This is a genomic window from Streptococcus sp. HMSC063B03, from assembly GCF_001836965.1.
Lineage (GTDB): Bacteria > Bacillota > Bacilli > Lactobacillales > Streptococcaceae > Streptococcus > Streptococcus pneumoniae_F.
In genome coordinates this window covers 160628-176024 of the sequence record NZ_KV831016.1, presented here as the reverse complement: position 1 = coordinate 176024, position 15397 = coordinate 160628, and the positions used below count along the sequence as shown (strand labels likewise).

Below are 15397 nucleotides of genomic sequence, written 5' to 3'. Positions count from 1 at the left end.
TGAGGTATGATATAGAAAGGAAATGGAATGAATACAGACGATACAGTAACGATTTATGATGTCGCCCGTGAAGCAGGAGTTTCAATGGCGACAGTTAGCCGTGTAGTCAATGGCAATAAGAATGTAAAAGAGAATACTCGAAAAAAAGTGCTTGAGGTGATTGACCGTTTAGATTACCGTCCAAATGCAGTGGCGCGTGGTCTTGCAAGTAAAAAGACAACCACTGTCGGTGTCGTGATCCCAAATATTACCAATGGTTATTTCTCAACACTTGCTAAAGGGATTGATGATATCGCTGAAATGTACAAGTACAATATTGTCCTTGCTAATAGTGATGAGGACGATGACAAGGAAGTTTCAGTTGTCAATACACTATTTTCTAAGCAAGTGGATGGTATCATCTTTATGGGGTACCACTTGACTGAAAAAATTCGTTCAGAGTTTTCTCGTTCTCGAACACCAGTTGTTCTTGCAGGGACGGTGGACGTAGAACATCAGCTTCCAAGTGTCAATATTGATTACAAACAAGCAACGATTGATGCAGTGACCTACCTTGCTAAAGAAAATGAGCGCATTGCGTTCGTTAGCGGTCCACTAGTGGACGACATCAATGGTAAGGTTCGTTTGGTTGGCTACAAGGAAGCCTTGAAAAAAGCAGGGATTTCTTATAGCGAAGGATTGGTATTTGAGTCTAAATACACTTATGAAGATGGCTATGCCTTGGCAGAACGCTTGATTTCATCAAATGCAACTGCAGCGGTTGTAACAGGCGATGAATTGGCAGCAGGTGTATTGAATGGTTTGGCTGACCACGGTGTATCAGTACCAGAAGAGTTTGAAATCATTACTAGTGATGATTCACAAATCTCACGCTTTACCCGTCCAAACTTGACAACTATCGCCCAACCTCTTTATGACCTTGGCGCTATTAGCATGCGTATGTTGACTAAGATTATGCACAAGGAAGAGTTGGAAGAACGTGAAGTTCTCTTGCCTCATGGTTTGACAGAACGTCGTTCAACACGAAAACGTAAATAGAAAAAATCAGGGAATCGTGAAGATTTCCTGATTTTGCTTTCTAGAGAAGAGTATTAGCCTTCCATATAATCTTTCAAAGCCTGTCCTTTTAGTCCGGCATTGAGGGCTATAAGGAGTTTCAAACGGGCTTTTTGGGCGTTGAGTTCTTTAACAAAGAAGACACCAGATTTTTGCAACTGCACCCCCCCACCTTGGTAGGCATAAACAGGTTCAGCAATACCGTTAAAGCATCGTGATACTAGAGCGACTGGGATTCCTTTTTGTAGAAGGCTTTCTAATTTTTGAGCTGTTTCTTTGGGAATATTACCAGCTCCGAAAGCTTGGATAATCAAGCCGTCCAATTGTTCCAAATCCAGCATATCAATCAGCTCATCTGTCATACCAGCATAAGCCGAGATGATAGGGACTAAACCTTGTATGTGATCAAGGTCAAAGCGGACACGGGGCTCAGCTGTTTTAAAGTAGAGGATTTCCTGTTTCATAATCAGACCAAGTGGCCCGTGAGTAGGAGTCTGGAAGGTGCTGACATTGGTCGTATGTGTTTTGGTAACATACTTGGCAGCGTGAATTTCATCGTTCATAACGACCAAAACTCCTTTGTCAGCAGCCCTGTCATCGCTAGCCACCCTTAAAGCACTCAGATAATTATAAACACCGTCACTACCGAGTTCGTTAGAGCTGCGCATGGCACCTGTTAGAACGATGGGCATATGGGGAACTTCCATAGTATCAAGGAAATAGGCTGTTTCCTCTAAAGTATCGGTCCCGTGTGTGATCACCACTCCATCGTAGTTAGCAGCTTCCTCTTTAATTTTCTGGTAGAGGGCCAGCATATGCTTGGGTTTGATATGGGGACTTGGCAGATTAAAAAAATCTAAGGCGTGGACTTGGATTCCTTCAAGTGGGTTGGACACATGGTTCATGGGATTATCTGAACTAGTCACAACAGCGCCAGAAGCATCGGCTTGCATGGAAATAGTTCCACCCGTATGTAAAACAAGGATTTTCTTAGGCATGATTTACTCACTCTTTCTGAAATATGGTATAATCATTGTATCACAAAAGGGGAGATTGGGATAGGATGGAAGTCAAAGCTGTTTTTTTTGATATCGATGGAACCTTGGTCAACGATCGCAAGAGTGTTTTGAAATCCACTAAGGACGCGATTAAGATTGTCAAAGAACAAGGGGTGCTTGTCGGTGTAGCGACAGGACGAGGACCTTTTTTTGTTAAGGAATTGATGGACGATTTGGATTTGGACTTTGCGGTAACCTATAATGGCCAGTATATCTTTACTAAAGACAGAGTCTTGTTCACGAGCCCAATTTCCAAGTTACATTTGCGCCAGCTCATTACTTATGCTAAAAAAGAGGGTAAGGAGATTGCCCTAGGGACCAAGGATGCCATGTTGGGTTCCAAAATCATGTCTTTTGGTCTGGGTTCTTTTTCCCAACGAATCAGTCGCTTCGTTCCCTCAGTTTTAACTCGGACAGTGAGTCATTCCTTTAATCGTATGGTCAGCAAGGTTGTTCCCCAAAAGGAAGAAGACCTGCTTCATCTGATGAATCAGCCTATCTACCAAGTTTTGATGCTGATGACGCCAGAAGAATCTGAGAAGGCAGCAGCTGATTTTGAAGACTTGAAATTGACACGTAGTAATCCATTTGCTGCGGATGTCATCAATCAAGGAAACTCTAAGTTGGAAGGTATTCGCCGAGTCGGGAAAGAATATGGTTTTGATCTCAACCAAGTCATGGCCTTTGGTGACTCTGATAACGACCTAGAAATGCTGGCTGGTGTCGGTATGTCGGTCGCTATGGGAAATGGTAGTAGCAGTGTCAAGGAAGTTGCCAAGCACATTACCACTAGCAATCAGCAAGACGGAATCCACAAGGCCTTGGAACATTTTGGTGTTTTGGCTTCAGAAAAAGTCTTTGTCAGCCGTGACTATCATTTCAATAAGGTCAAGACCTTCCACCACATGATGGACGAACGAACTCAAGAAGAACCTCGAGCTTGGGATTTAGAAGGTGCAACCCATAGGGCTGGCTTTAAAATAGAAGAATTGGTGGAATTTGTTCGAGCTGCCAGTCCTTCTGAAGAGGACTTTGGTCAAGCTCTATCGCAACTTCATCAAGCTCTTGATAAGGCAGCAGAGAAAGTAGCCAAGAAGACACCTGCCCAGCAAGATTTGGTAGGGCAGGTGGATGCCCTGATTGACACGCTTTATTTTACCTATGGTAGCTTTGTTTTGATGGGGGTGGACCCAGAACGTATTTTTGATATCGTCCATCAGGCCAATATGGGGAAAATTTTTCCAGATGGCAAGGCCCATTTTGATCCAGTGACCCACAAAATCCTAAAACCAGATGATTGGGAAGAAAAATATGCTCCAGAACCTGCTATTAAAAAGGAACTGCAGCGTCAGCTCAAGGCTTATGAACGCCATAAAGAGAGAAATAATACTCAATGAAAATCAAAGAGCAAACTAGGAAACTAGCCGCAGGCTGCTCAAAGCATTGCTTTGAGGTTGTAGATAGAATTGACGAAGTCAGTAACATATATATACGGCAAGGTGACGTTGACGTGGTTTGAATTTGATTTTCGAAGAGTATAAATAGTAAACAAAAAGGAGCTCTGGGCTCCTTTTCTTTGTGATTATAAGGTTTTTTCTTGTTCTCTCACAACCAGCAAATCGACCTTAGCATGGCGGAGAATGTATTCAGATGAAGAGCCGACCAAGAGGCGTTCAAAGGCGTTGAGACCAGTTGCGCCAACAAGGATGAGGTCCACTTCTTCAGCATCTGGAATAGTACGTGCTAAGAGGGTTTTTGGATTTCCCATTTCAATGACGATATGAACATCTGCCACACCAGCATCTTTAGCACGTTTTTCGTACTCTTTCATCAGACTTTCAGCGTCGACTTGGAGTTCTTCATAAACTTCAGCATCAAAGGTGGATACGCTTTGGAGAGCGCGTGTGTCAATGACATGTGCGATGGTGAGTTTAGCGTCGTTTCGTAGAGCAGAATGAACTCCCTTGACAAAAGCCAAGTCCGCTTCTTTAGAACCATCGATTGCGACCATGATATTTTGGTAACGTTGTGCCATAATGAAACCTCCTGAAATTTTCTTACTATAATTGTAAACCTTTTCACTATAGAAGTAAAGCAAAAAAAGTATTTTTCAAAAGAATATTAGCGCTTAAAATCTATATAAATATATGATAAAATAAAAGAAAGGATAGCAGGAAAGAAGTGAAGGGAGGGAGAATGATGAAGCACTCTTTTCAAGAAACAAAAAATTCAAATTTCCTTTATTATGGAGTCATCCTAGTTTCAGTCTTGCTAGAAGTTATCATGGTTTGGCAATTAGAGAGTCTGGTACCGCTTCTTTATCCAGGGTTTATCGTTTTTTTAGTCTTTCATGTACTCTACCATCTAATTTTATTCCTAGTTGCAAAACGAAGTGGGCGTTGGGATTACTTGATGATATGGGGACTTTTCCTCATGTTCAATCTTCTTTATGACTCCTTTTTAGGATTGCTTTTTCTAGGTTTATCTTTTGGTATGTGATGTGTTTTTCGCAAAATACCTGCTATCTCTCCTGTCTTGACCTCGCTCTTAGTGAGGTTTTTCTTCTGTAGGATTTTAATAACACATTTCAGCAAACTTGTCGCATTTTCTTTCTAGTGGTATAATGTTACTATCCTGATGAATTGAGGAAACAAGATGAAAGAATATAACAAGTCTAGTAAGTTAGAGCATGTTGCTTATGATATCCGTGGTCCTGTTTTGGAAGAAGCCATGCGAATGCGAGCAAACGGAGAAAAGATTTTACGTCTGAATACAGGAAATCCAGCAGAATTTGGTTTTACAGCGCCAGACGAAGTCATTCATGATTTGATTATGAATGCGCGTGATAGTGAAGGGTATTCTGACTCCAAAGGGATTTTTTCAGCCCGTAAGGCCATTATGCAGTATTGTCAACTGAAGAAATTTCCAAATGTAGATATTGATGATATCTACCTTGGAAATGGTGTCAGTGAGCTGATTGTCATGTCCATGCAGGGGCTTTTGGACAATGGAGACGAGGTCTTGGTGCCTATGCCAGACTATCCTCTCTGGACAGCCGCTGTCAGCCTAGCTGGAGGAAATGCCGTTCACTATATCTGTGATGAAGCTGCAGAATGGTATCCTGATATTGACGATATCAAGTCAAAAATCACTTCCAATACTAAGGCAATCGTCCTTATCAATCCAAACAACCCAACTGGAGCCCTTTATCCTAAGGAACTTTTGTTGGAGATTATTGAGATTGCCCGTCAGAACTATTTGATCATCTTTGCGGATGAAATTTACGACCGCATGGTCATGGATGGGCATGTGCATACGCCTGTGGCGAGCTTGGCACCAGATGTCTTCTGTGTCAGCATGAATGGTCTGTCAAAATCTCACCGTATCGCTGGTTTCCGTGTGGGTTGGATGGTCTTGTCTGGACCTAAGACACATGTCAAAGGCTATATCGAAGGGCTCAATATGCTGTCTAATATGCGCCTTTGCTCTAACGTTTTGGCCCAACAAGTCGTACAAACTTCCTTGGGTGGCCACCAATCAGTCGATGAATTGCTCCTTCCTGGTGGACGAATCTATGAGCAAAGAAACTTCATCTACAATGCTATTCAAGATATTCCAGGCTTGTCTGCTGTTAAACCAAAGGCCGGACTCTATATCTTCCCTAAAATCGACCGCAATATGTACCGTATCGATGATGATGAGCAGTTTGTCCTTGATTTCTTGAAGCAGGAAAAGGTTCTCTTGGTTCATGGTCGAGGCTTCAACTGGCAGGAACCGGACCACTTCCGTATTGTTTACCTTCCTCGTGTCGATGAACTGGCCCAAATCCAAGAAAAGATGACTCGATTCTTGAAACAGTATCGTAGATAGGGCTTACATTCGAAAAAGCTGGAAACATTTGCCTTGAGCTATTGACAAAAGTGAAAGAATCAGATAGAATAGTAAAGTATGTTTAGTAACTGATCACTTTATAGCCGGCTAAACGAATACAAAATCTATGAGGAGGTATTCATCGTGAAACGTACTTATCAACCAAGTAAACTTCGTCGTGCGCGCAAACACGGATTCCGTAACCGTATGTCAACTAAAAACGGTCGTCGCGTATTGGCAGCTCGTCGTCGTAAAGGACGCAAAGTTTTGGCTGCATAATCCAAACGAACCATAACAAAAATCAGTAGGAACTCGAGTCTACTGATTTTTATTTTTGTAAAAAAGTACAAAAAGGCTTTATATTTTTGCTCAAATGATGTATAATATTTCGCATACTGTAAAAAAATGGAGAATAATCATGAAGAAATCAAAAGTTATGCTTTTTGGAGCTATGGCTTTGACAGCAGGTCTAGCTTTAGCAGCATGTGGGTCTTCCCAATCAAGTAATGCAGATAAAACCTACTCTTATGTATTTGCCAGCAATCCGGATACATTAGACTACATTACTTCAACACGTGGTTCCACTTCTAGCATCACAACCAACTTGATTGATGGTTTGTTGGAAAATGACCGGTATGGCAATCTCATTCCTTCTATGGCTGAGTCATGGACTGTGTCAAAAGATGGTTTGACCTACACTTATAAAATCCGTCAGGGAGCTAAATGGTACACTTCTGAAGGAGAAGAGTATGCGGATGTAACAGCTCATGACTTTGTGACTGGTCTCAAGTATGCGGCTGATAAAAAGGCTGAAAACTTGTACTTGGTACAAGACTCTATCAAAGGGCTAGCAGACTATGTTGAAGGGAAATCATCTGATTTTGCAACTGTGGGCGTAAAGGCAGTGGATGATTACACGCTACAATACACCCTCAATCAACCAGAGACTTATTGGAACTCTAAAACAACAGCAAGTATCCTTAGTCCGGTAAATGAAGCCTTCTTGAAGGCTAAGGGAGATGACTTTGGAAGTGTGACACCATCAAGTATCTTGTCAAATGGTCCTTACTTGTTTAAGTCCTTCACATCAAAATCTTTGATTGAGTTTGATAAAAACCCTAATTACTGGGATAAGGACAATGTTAAAATTGAGAAAGTGAAGCTCTCTTTCTTTGACGGTTCAGACCAAGATAGTTTGGCCCGAGGTTTCTTAGAGGGGAACTATACAGACGGACGTATCTTCCCTACAAGTTCAGTGTTTGCTGAACTCAAAAAGGGGAATGAGGACAAGATTACCTACACACCGCAAAACTCACTTACTTTCTATTATCTTTTCAACGTTAATCGTCAAAGCTACAAGCAGACTATGAAACAGTCTGATAAGGAAAAGACAGATTCACGTGCAGCTATGCAAAATAAGGATTTCCGTCAGGCTATCAACTTTGCCTTTGACCGTCATGCCTATGCAGCACAGACAAATGGTGAAGATGGAGCAGATCGTATCTTGCGTAACACAGTTACACCAAGTAACTTTGTCCAAGTTGGCGATAAGAACTTCGGTGACATTGTCAATGAGAAAATTGTCAACTACGGTAAAGATTGGGCAAACATCAACCTAAATGATGGTAAGCAAGCCTTCTTGAATCCTGAAAAGGCCAAAGAGAAGTTTGCTAAGGCCAAAGAAAGCCTGCAAGCTCAGGGAGTAACTTTCCCAATTCATTTGGATATGCCAGTTGACCAAACTGCTAAGTTAGATGTGCAACAGGCTGGCTCTTTCAAACAAACTGTGGAAGAAACTCTTGGTAAGGATAATGTAGTTATCGACGTTATCCAACTTTCTCCAGATGAAAAAGACCAGGCAACTTTCTTTGCGGACACCGCCGATCAAAAGGATTACGACATTGATATCTCGGGTTGGAGTGGGGACTTCTCAGATCCGAAAACCTATCTTGATCTCTTGGATCCAGACTCTGGTTCTCAGTTGAAAAACATGGGCTTGTCTGAAGGAAAAGATAAGGAAGTTAAGGACAAGATTGGTCTTTCTGACTATAAGAAACTCTTGGATCAGGCTGATGCGGAAATCACAGATACTCAAGCTCGCTATGAAAAATTTGCCGAAGTTCAAGCTTGGTTGACAGATAGTGCTCTCTTCCTACCTGTTCAAAGTGGAGGAGCTAATCCAATTTTCCGTAAGACAGTTCCGTTTACAGGTCCATTCTCATTTGTTGGGCACAAAGGAGATTCTGACAACTACAAATATGTTGAATTGCAAAAAGAGCCAGTAACTGCTAAACAGTACCAGGAACTCTATGAAAAATGGCTGAAAGAAAAAGCTGAGTCAAATAAAAAAGCTCAGGAAGATTTAGCTAACCATATTCAATGATATTCCTAGTCATGCTTTTCAGTTAATACTCTTCGAAAATCTCTTCAAACCACGTCAGCTTTATCTGCAACCTCAAAGCTTTGCTTTGAGCAACCTGCGGCTAGCTTCCTAGTTTGCTCTTTGATTTTCATTGAGTATAAGCATAGTGATTGGATTCAGAAAAAGGCCTTACCAGACGCTTCTTGGTTCTGGTAGGGCCTTTTCTTTATTCTTTTAAGTGATAAGAGTAGCTAGCGACAACGACGTCTTGGTGCCAACGAAGGGCGTATTTGAGTTTGAGACTCATCTGATTGTGCAGGATATTTTGCCAAGGTTTATTAGGGATAAACTGGGGTACCAGGACAGTGACTGTATAGTTCTTTTTCTTAGCTTCCTCGGAAATACGTTTGACATACTTGACAGTAGGGATGATGATGTCGCGGTAGCTGGTCTTGATATTTTTCAGAGTGATATTTGGGAAGTAATCAGCAAATTCTTGGAGAATTTCTTGGTCTTTTTCTGCTGTTTCCTTAGTAGAAATGTGCATGGCTAGGACTTCATCTCCGATACTTTGAGCGTAGTTAATGGCTCCGACGCTAACTCGGGTGACATTTCCTACTAGGACCAGAACCAGATTACCGTCATAAGTACGTTTTTCGATTCCTTCATAGAGTCGCAGTTGTTGGGCTACTTTTTGGTAATGACTGTGAATTGCCAAGAAGAGTAGGGTGAGTACGAGAATAATCGGGAAGAAAGGCCAGATATCACTGAGACGGAAAAAGAGCAAGATTAGTACAATCGCGTAGCAAATGATTGCCCCAATGATATTAGCAAGAGCAGGTTTTAAGAAATTTGCTCCTTTTTCCCTTTTCCAATGACGAATCATCCCAGTCTGAGATAGGGCGAAGGGAACGAAGACTCCGATAGTATAAAGAGGAATCAAGCGTTCTGTATTGCCATTAAAAATGAGAAGAAGAATCATAGCACCAAAAGCCAGAGTTAAAATTCCATTGGAGTAGCCTAGGCGGTCTCCTTTTTCCATAAAGAGATGGGGCATGTATTTGTTTTTAGCCATATTGTAAGCCAGCATAGGGAAGGCCGAAAAGCCAGTATTTGCAGCTACGGCCAAAATCAAGGCTGTGGAGAATTGGAAGATATAATATCCAAGGTGGCCTAAGAAGGAATGACCAAGGATGCCTTGAGCTATCTGTGAAAGAATAGTTTCTCCGTGTTGAGGCATAATCCCCATCCAGTAGTTTAGGAAGGTGATACCAGCAAAAAGAAAACCTAAAATCAGTGACATAATGGTCAAGGTTTGAGCGGCATTCTTTTCTTTTGGAGCCTTGAAAAAGGGAACGGCATTTGAAATAGCTTCAACCCCTGTCAAAGAGGCAGATCCGCTGGTAAAAGCTCTTAGAATGAGAACGATAGACAGGCTCGGTACAGCATGCCCAATAGGTGAAGTTGCCTGATAGCTGAGAGAACCTGTCACTAGTTGAAAGATTCCATAGAGCAAGAGAAAGACAGTACTGATGATAAAGAGATAGACAGGAATCATCAGTGAACTGGCAGATTCTTTTAAGCCCCGTAAGTTCAAGAGCATGAGCAAGCAAACCAGAAAAATGGAGATGTGGAGGTTGTAAGGGTGAAGAGCAGGGAGAGCTGCTGTGATAGCGTCAGCTCCAGATGCAACGGATACCGCTACGGTCAACATATAGTCAACCAGAAGGCTACCTCCAGCGATCAAGCCAAGTTGAGGAGATAGATTTTCTCGAGTAACCATATAGGCCCCTCCTCCTTGAGGGTAGGCGTGGATAATTTGACGGTAGGAAACGGTTAAACTAGCTAGAAGTAGGAGGACAAAAAGGCCGATAGGAAGGCTCCACCATATAGCAAGTGGAGAGAGACTAGCCAAGACGAGGACTACTTGCTCAGGTCCATAGGCAATGGAAGATAGAGCGTCGCTTGACAACATGGCCAAGGCCTGCATTTTTCCCAGCAGCCCTCCCTCGCCTTCGGTTAAGGACTTAAGAGGACGACCGATAAAGGTCTGTTTTAATTTTGTAAACATGGTATTTTCCTTTTCTGAAAATTTCAATAAGTGCTATTATACTGCTTTGGAAAAATAGCGTCAAGAGAGGACGATGGATTTTAGAATATTTTTTACAGATGAGGAGAGAGGGCAGTTTTTTGGTATAATAGAAGATAGAAAACGAGGTTAGAAGAGATGATTTTTGATACACATACACACTTGAATGTAGAAGAATTTGCAGGTCGTGAGGCAGAAGAAATTGCCTTGGCTGCTGAGATGGGTGTGACACAGATGAATATTGTTGGTTTTGATAAACCGACGATTGAGCGTGCTTTGGAGTTGGTGGATGAGTACGACCAACTCTACGCAACTATTGGTTGGCATCCGACAGAGGCAGGGACTTATACGGAGGAAGTCGAGGCTTACTTGCTTGACAAGCTCAAGCATCCCAAGGTGGTTGCCTTAGGTGAGATTGGCTTGGACTACCATTGGATGACAGCGCCCAAAGAGGTGCAGGAGCAGGTTTTTCGCCGTCAGATTCAGCTATCTAAGGACTTGGATTTGCCTTTTGTTGTCCATACCCGTGATGCGCTGGAAGATACCTATGACATTATCAAAAGTGAGGGAGTTGGACCTCGTGGTGGCATCATGCATTCTTTCTCAGGAACTCTTGAATGGGCAGAGAAATTTGTCGCGCTTGGTATGACCATTTCTTTCTCAGGAGTGGTGACTTTCAAGAAGGCAACTGACATCCAAGAAGCAGCTAAAGAGTTACCTTTGGACAAGATTTTGGTGGAAACAGATGCGCCCTACTTGGCTCCGGTTCCTAAACGTGGTCGCGAAAACAAAACAGCCTATACTCGCTATGTAGTAGACTTTATCGCGGATTTGCGTGGCATGACGACAGAAGAGCTAGCGGCGGCAACGACTGCAAATGCAGAGTGCATTTTTGGATTGGACAACAAGTAATGAAAGAAAAAATTTCCCAAGTCATCGTGGTTGAAGGTCGCGATGATACGGCCAATCTCAAACGTTATTTCGAGGTAGAGACCTATGAGACTCGAGGTTCTGCCATCAATGACCAGGATATAGAGCGAATTCAGAGACTACACCAACGCCATGGAGTCATTGTCTTTACAGATCCAGATTTTAATGGGGAGCGGATTCGTCGCATGATTATGACGGCCATTCCAACAGTTCAGCACGCCTTCCTCAAGCGAGATGAAGCTGTTCCCAAGTCCAAAACCAAGGGACGGTCTCTGGGAATTGAGCATGCCAACTATGAAGACCTGAAAACGGCTCTCGCTCAGGTGACAGAGCAATTTGAACATGAGAGTCAGTTTGACATCAGTCGTAGCGACTTGATTCGCCTTGGTTTTCTAGCGGGAGCAGATAGTCGTAAGCGACGAGAATATCTAGGAGAGGCTCTCCGAATTGGTTATTCCAACGGTAAGCAACTCCTCAAACGCCTGGAGTTGTTTGGAGTCACCTTAGCAGAAGTGGAAGAAGCTATGAAATATTATGAGAACAGCTAAGCAGACCCCAAATGTAAGGGGAATGTGTTACAATAGAAGTAAGTAGATTTATGTCAGGGGATTCACTTTGATAATATTTAAATAGATGTTTACAAGGAAAGAGTGAAATGAAAATACGAGTTGATAGAGATTCTGTCTGTATGGGTGATGATGTATTACCTCATGAGCTAGAATTTGAAGTTCCAGAAGACATGACGGTGAAAGATTTTTTTGATTTTCTAGAAATGGAGCGTTACCTACCTTCTGTCCAAGGGAATAATGTTGCATGGGAACTTCGTAATCGAAACGGGGAACATGGAGTTTATTTCACCAAAACACGAGAAATTATTCATCCAGATGCACTCCTAAAAGAGATGATGGAAGGATTTGATGGAACACCTTTATTTGTTTTGCTCTATCATGCTACTCCAGAAGCTTACTATATTAGAAAAGAGAATAAATGAGAATTGCAGATTATAGCGTGACCAAGGCAGTGCTGGAGCGTCACGGTTTTACCTTTAAAAAATCCTTCGGGCAAAATTTCCTGACGGATACCAATATCCTTCAAAAAATCGTGGATACGGCTGAAATTGATGACCAGGTCAATGTTATCGAAATCGGACCAGGGATCGGTGCCTTGACAGAATTTTTGGCTGAGCGTGCAGCTCAAGTTATGGCCTTTGAAATTGACCACCGTTTGGTGCCTATTTTGGCGGATACCCTGCGTGATTTTGACAATGTGACCGTAGTCAACGAGGACATTCTCAAGGTTGACTTGGCGCAACATATCCAGAATTTTAAAAATCCTGACCTGCCAATCAAGGTAGTGGCTAATTTGCCTTACTACATCACGACGCCTATTCTCATGCACTTGATTGAGAGTGGGATTCCTTTTAGTGAGTTTGTGGTCATGATGCAAAAAGAAGTTGCGGATCGTATCTCGGCTCAACCAAATACCAAGGCATATGGCAGTTTGTCAATCGCTGTCCAATACTATATGACAGCCAAGGTTGCCTTTATCGTGCCTCGTACGGTCTTTGTGCCAGCGCCAAATGTGGACTCAGCCATCTTGAAAATGGTGCGCCGTCCAGAACCAGCTGTAGCAGTGGAAGACGAGAACCTCTTCTTTAAGGTTTCCAAGGCAAGTTTCACCCATCGCCGTAAAACCTTGTGGAACAATTTGACAGGTTACTTTGGCAAGACTGAGGAGGTCAAGGACAAGCTGACCAAGGCTTTGGACCAAGCAGGCTTGTCACCAAGTGTGCGTGGGGAAGCTCTCAGCTTGGCAGAATTTGCCAGCCTAGCAGATGCACTTAAAGGGCAAGGACTCTAAGATGCAGGGACAAATTATTAAAGCCTTGGCAGGCTTCTACTATGTAGAGAGTGATAGCCAGGTCTATCAAACACGCGCGCGTGGGAATTTCCGTAAAAAAGGCCATACACCCTATGTTGGGGACTGGGTCGATTTTTCTGCCGAGGAAAATTCAGAAGGTTATATCCTCAAAATTCACGAACGGAAAAACAGTCTGGTCCGTCCGCCTATTGTCAATATTGACCAAGCTGTAGTAATCATGTCCGTCAAGGAACCTGATTTTAACAGCAATTTGCTGGATCGTTTCTTGGTTCTCTTGGAGCACAAGGGTATCCATCCCATCGTCTATATTTCCAAAATGGATTTGTTGGAAGATAGAGGAGAACTGGATTTTTATGAACAGACTTATGGTGATATTGGCTACGACTTTGTGACCAGTAAAGAAGAACTTTTGCCCTTGTTAACAGGCAAGGTTACAGTCTTTATGGGGCAGACGGGTGTTGGGAAATCAACTCTTCTCAATAAAATCGCACCAGAACTCAATCTTGAAACAGGAGAAATCTCAGATAGTCTGGGTCGCGGGCGCCACACCACTAGAGCTGTTAGTTTTTACAACCTCAATGGGGGCAAAATCGCGGACACACCAGGCTTTTCATCACTAGATTATGAAGTATCAACGGCAGAAGACCTCAATCAGGCCTTTCCAGAGATTGCCACTGTCAGTCGAGACTGCAAATTCCGCACTTGTACCCATACCCATGAGCCGTCTTGCGCAGTTAAGCCGGCTGTTGAAGAGGGTATCATTGCGTCCTTCCGTTTTGATAATTACCTGCAATTCCTCAGTGAGATTGAAAATCGCAGAGAAACCTATAAAAAAGTCAGCAAAAAAATTCCAAAATAAGGAGAAACCTATGTCTCAATACAAGATTGCTCCGTCAATTCTGGCAGCAGATTATGCCAACTTTGAACGCGAAATCAAACGTCTAGAAGCAACTGGGGCAGAATATGCCCATATCGATATCATGGATGGTCACTTTGTACCACAAATCAGTTTTGGTGCAGGTGTGGTTGAAGCTCTTCGCCCTCATAGTAAGATGGTCTTTGACTGCCACTTGATGGTAGCTAATCCAGAGCATCATTTAGAAGACTTTGCGCGTGCAGGTGCGGATATCATCAGTATCCATGTGGAAGCAACGCCCCATATTCATGGTGCCCTCCAAAAAATTCGTTCACTCGGAGTTAAGCCTTCAGTTGTTATCAATCCTGGCACACCAGTTGAAGTCATCAAGCACGTCCTTCATCTAGTTGACCAAGTTTTAGTCATGACAGTTAACCCAGGCTTTGGTGGGCAAGCCTTTCTACCAGAGACCATGGATAAGGTCCGAGAGTTGGTTGCTCTTCGTGATGAAAAAGGCTTGAATTTTGAAATTGAAGTGGATGGCGGGATTGATGACCAAACTATTGCTCTAGCCAAAGAAGCTGGTGCAACCGTTTTTGTAGCAGGTTCCTATGTCTTTAAGGGAGATGTCAATGAGCGAGTACAAACTCTCAGAAAACAACTGGACTAAGGTTGCCGTTTTTGCAGGAGGAGACCGCGGTCATTATCGGACGGACTTTGATAGTTTTGTCGGTGTGGATCGAGGCTCGCTCTGGGTCTTGGAGGAAAATCTACCTCTTGCTTTAGCGGTTGGAGATTTTGATTCTGTAACTGCAGAAGAACGACAGGTGATTCAAAAATGTGCCCAACATTTTGTCCAAGCGCGACCAGAAAAAGATGATACAGATCTGGAATTGGCTCTCGTGACTATTTTTGAGAAAAATCCTCAGGCTGAGGTTACTATTTTCGGTGCTTTGGGTGGCCGTATTGATCATATGCTGGCCAATGTCTTTTTACCTAGTAATCCCAAATTAGCACCCTATATGCGCCAGATAGCGATTGAAGATGGGCAAAATTTGATTGCCTATTGTCCAGAAGGAACCAGTCAGCTAGAACCTCGCTCGGACTATGACTATCTTGCCTTTATGCCAGTTCGGGATAGCCAGCTGACTATTCTCGGAGCTAAGTATGAGTTGACAGAGGAAAATTTTTTCTTTAAAAAAGTGTACGCTTCTAACGAATATATAGATAGGGAAGTGTCGGTGACTTGCCCAGATGGCTATGTGGTTGTACTGCATAGCAAGGACAGGAGGTAG

General features: G+C 42.8%; 16 protein-coding genes. 13 read left to right on the top strand and 3 right to left on the bottom strand.

Features of this window, described 5'->3' with window-relative positions; all coding sequences use genetic code 11:
- Window positions 1–27 precede the first annotated feature (27 nt).
- Window positions 28–1038: a catabolite control protein A gene (gene ccpA, locus HMPREF2628_RS02975; RefSeq protein WP_020900851.1), complete on the top strand. Its 1011-nt coding sequence runs from the start codon at window positions 28–30 to the stop codon at window positions 1036–1038.
- A 53-nt stretch (window positions 1039–1091) separates the two neighbouring features.
- Here ccpA and HMPREF2628_RS02970 read toward each other — a convergent pair whose 3' ends face one another.
- Window positions 1092–2054: an asparaginase gene (locus HMPREF2628_RS02970; RefSeq protein WP_070842287.1), complete on the bottom strand. Its 963-nt coding sequence runs from the start codon at window positions 2052–2054 to the stop codon at window positions 1092–1094.
- A 65-nt stretch (window positions 2055–2119) separates the two neighbouring features.
- Between HMPREF2628_RS02970 and HMPREF2628_RS02965 the strand changes: the two genes are divergently transcribed.
- Window positions 2120–3511: a Cof-type HAD-IIB family hydrolase gene (locus HMPREF2628_RS02965; RefSeq protein ID WP_070842286.1), complete on the top strand. Its 1392-nt coding sequence runs from the start codon at window positions 2120–2122 to the stop codon at window positions 3509–3511.
- A gap of 185 nt (window positions 3512–3696) precedes the next feature.
- Here HMPREF2628_RS02965 and HMPREF2628_RS02960 read toward each other — a convergent pair whose 3' ends face one another.
- Window positions 3697–4149, bottom strand: coding sequence for a universal stress protein (locus tag HMPREF2628_RS02960; RefSeq protein WP_000079148.1), 453 nt, complete (start codon window positions 4147–4149; stop codon window positions 3697–3699).
- Window positions 4150–4310: 161 nt separating this feature from the next.
- Here HMPREF2628_RS02960 and HMPREF2628_RS02955 point away from each other — a divergent pair, with 161 nt between their 5' ends.
- The 4 genes from HMPREF2628_RS02955 to HMPREF2628_RS02940 all read left to right on the top strand — a co-directional run bounded on the left by HMPREF2628_RS02955 (window position 4311) and on the right by HMPREF2628_RS02940 (window position 8367).
- A complete protein-coding gene (locus HMPREF2628_RS02955; RefSeq protein ID WP_070842285.1) occupies window positions 4311–4613 on the top strand; it encodes a hypothetical protein in 303 nt (100 codons plus the stop codon).
- A 156-nt stretch (window positions 4614–4769) separates the two neighbouring features.
- Entirely contained in the window at window positions 4770–5984 is a 1215-nt protein-coding gene (locus HMPREF2628_RS02950) for a pyridoxal phosphate-dependent aminotransferase (RefSeq protein ID WP_070842284.1), read from the top strand.
- A gap of 144 nt (window positions 5985–6128) precedes the next feature.
- On the top strand, window positions 6129–6263 hold the full coding sequence (rpmH, locus tag HMPREF2628_RS02945; RefSeq protein WP_000831905.1) for a 50S ribosomal protein L34: 135 nt from the start codon (window positions 6129–6131) through the stop codon (window positions 6261–6263).
- A gap of 139 nt (window positions 6264–6402) precedes the next feature.
- Window positions 6403–8367, top strand: coding sequence for a peptide ABC transporter substrate-binding protein (locus HMPREF2628_RS02940; RefSeq protein ID WP_070842283.1), 1965 nt, complete (start codon window positions 6403–6405; stop codon window positions 8365–8367).
- A 205-nt stretch (window positions 8368–8572) separates the two neighbouring features.
- On the opposite strand, the gene HMPREF2628_RS02935 is transcribed toward HMPREF2628_RS02940, so the two are convergent.
- Window positions 8573–10417 (bottom strand): APC family permease, encoded by a 1845-nt coding sequence (locus tag HMPREF2628_RS02935; protein WP_070842282.1) that lies wholly within the window; start codon window positions 10415–10417, stop codon window positions 8573–8575.
- A 156-nt stretch (window positions 10418–10573) separates the two neighbouring features.
- On the opposite strand from HMPREF2628_RS02935, the gene HMPREF2628_RS02930 reads away from it, so the two are divergent.
- The 7 genes from HMPREF2628_RS02930 to HMPREF2628_RS02900 all read left to right on the top strand — a co-directional run bounded on the left by HMPREF2628_RS02930 (window position 10574) and on the right by HMPREF2628_RS02900 (window position 15397).
- Window positions 10574–11347 carry a TatD family hydrolase gene (locus HMPREF2628_RS02930; RefSeq protein WP_070842281.1) on the top strand — a complete coding sequence of 258 codons (774 nt, stop codon included), beginning with the start codon at window positions 10574–10576 and terminating at the stop codon, window positions 11345–11347.
- On the top strand, window positions 11347–11913 hold the full coding sequence (gene rnmV / locus HMPREF2628_RS02925) for a ribonuclease M5 (protein ID WP_070842280.1): 567 nt from the start codon (window positions 11347–11349) through the stop codon (window positions 11911–11913). The genes HMPREF2628_RS02930 and rnmV overlap by 1 nt, the downstream gene beginning before the upstream one ends.
- Before the next feature lie 107 nt (window positions 11914–12020).
- Window positions 12021–12356 (top strand): ubiquitin family protein, encoded by a 336-nt coding sequence (locus tag HMPREF2628_RS02920; protein WP_070842279.1) that lies wholly within the window; start codon window positions 12021–12023, stop codon window positions 12354–12356.
- Window positions 12353–13225, top strand: coding sequence for a 16S rRNA (adenine(1518)-N(6)/adenine(1519)-N(6))-dimethyltransferase RsmA (rsmA, locus tag HMPREF2628_RS02915; protein WP_070842278.1), 873 nt, complete (start codon window positions 12353–12355; stop codon window positions 13223–13225). The genes HMPREF2628_RS02920 and rsmA overlap by 4 nt, the downstream gene beginning before the upstream one ends.
- Before the next feature lies 1 nt (window position 13226).
- Window positions 13227–14105, top strand: a complete 879-nt coding sequence (gene rsgA, locus HMPREF2628_RS02910) for a ribosome small subunit-dependent GTPase A (protein WP_070842277.1) — start codon at window positions 13227–13229, stop codon at window positions 14103–14105.
- Between the two features lie 10 nt (window positions 14106–14115).
- A complete protein-coding gene (gene rpe, locus HMPREF2628_RS02905; protein ID WP_070842276.1) occupies window positions 14116–14772 on the top strand; it encodes a ribulose-phosphate 3-epimerase in 657 nt (218 codons plus the stop codon).
- Complete coding sequence (locus HMPREF2628_RS02900; protein WP_070842275.1) at window positions 14735–15397, top strand: thiamine diphosphokinase; 663 nt, start codon at window positions 14735–14737, stop codon at window positions 15395–15397. The genes rpe and HMPREF2628_RS02900 overlap by 38 nt, the downstream gene beginning before the upstream one ends.

What these genes read in the sequence shown, in the direction of transcription:
- ccpA (WP_020900851.1), top strand. Translation starts at nt 28, where the DNA reads ATGAATACAGACGATACAGTAACGATTTATGATGTCGCCCGTGAAGCA.
- HMPREF2628_RS02970 (WP_070842287.1), bottom strand. Translation starts at nt 2,054, where the DNA reads ATGCCTAAGAAAATCCTTGTTTTACATACGGGTGGAACTATTTCCATG.
- HMPREF2628_RS02965 (WP_070842286.1), top strand. Translation starts at nt 2,120, where the DNA reads ATGGAAGTCAAAGCTGTTTTTTTTGATATCGATGGAACCTTGGTCAAC.
- HMPREF2628_RS02960 (WP_000079148.1), bottom strand. Translation starts at nt 4,149, where the DNA reads ATGGCACAACGTTACCAAAATATCATGGTCGCAATCGATGGTTCTAAA.
- HMPREF2628_RS02955 (WP_070842285.1), top strand. Translation starts at nt 4,311, where the DNA reads ATGATGAAGCACTCTTTTCAAGAAACAAAAAATTCAAATTTCCTTTAT.
- HMPREF2628_RS02950 (WP_070842284.1), top strand. Translation starts at nt 4,770, where the DNA reads ATGAAAGAATATAACAAGTCTAGTAAGTTAGAGCATGTTGCTTATGAT.
- HMPREF2628_RS02940 (WP_070842283.1), top strand. Translation starts at nt 6,403, where the DNA reads ATGAAGAAATCAAAAGTTATGCTTTTTGGAGCTATGGCTTTGACAGCA.
- HMPREF2628_RS02935 (WP_070842282.1), bottom strand. Translation starts at nt 10,417, where the DNA reads ATGTTTACAAAATTAAAACAGACCTTTATCGGTCGTCCTCTTAAGTCC.
- HMPREF2628_RS02930 (WP_070842281.1), top strand. Translation starts at nt 10,574, where the DNA reads ATGATTTTTGATACACATACACACTTGAATGTAGAAGAATTTGCAGGT.
- rnmV (WP_070842280.1), top strand. Translation starts at nt 11,347, where the DNA reads ATGAAAGAAAAAATTTCCCAAGTCATCGTGGTTGAAGGTCGCGATGAT.
- HMPREF2628_RS02920 (WP_070842279.1), top strand. Translation starts at nt 12,021, where the DNA reads ATGAAAATACGAGTTGATAGAGATTCTGTCTGTATGGGTGATGATGTA.
- rsmA (WP_070842278.1), top strand. Translation starts at nt 12,353, where the DNA reads ATGAGAATTGCAGATTATAGCGTGACCAAGGCAGTGCTGGAGCGTCAC.
- rsgA (WP_070842277.1), top strand. Translation starts at nt 13,227, where the DNA reads ATGCAGGGACAAATTATTAAAGCCTTGGCAGGCTTCTACTATGTAGAG.
- rpe (WP_070842276.1), top strand. Translation starts at nt 14,116, where the DNA reads ATGTCTCAATACAAGATTGCTCCGTCAATTCTGGCAGCAGATTATGCC.
- HMPREF2628_RS02900 (WP_070842275.1), top strand. Translation starts at nt 14,735, where the DNA reads ATGAGCGAGTACAAACTCTCAGAAAACAACTGGACTAAGGTTGCCGTT.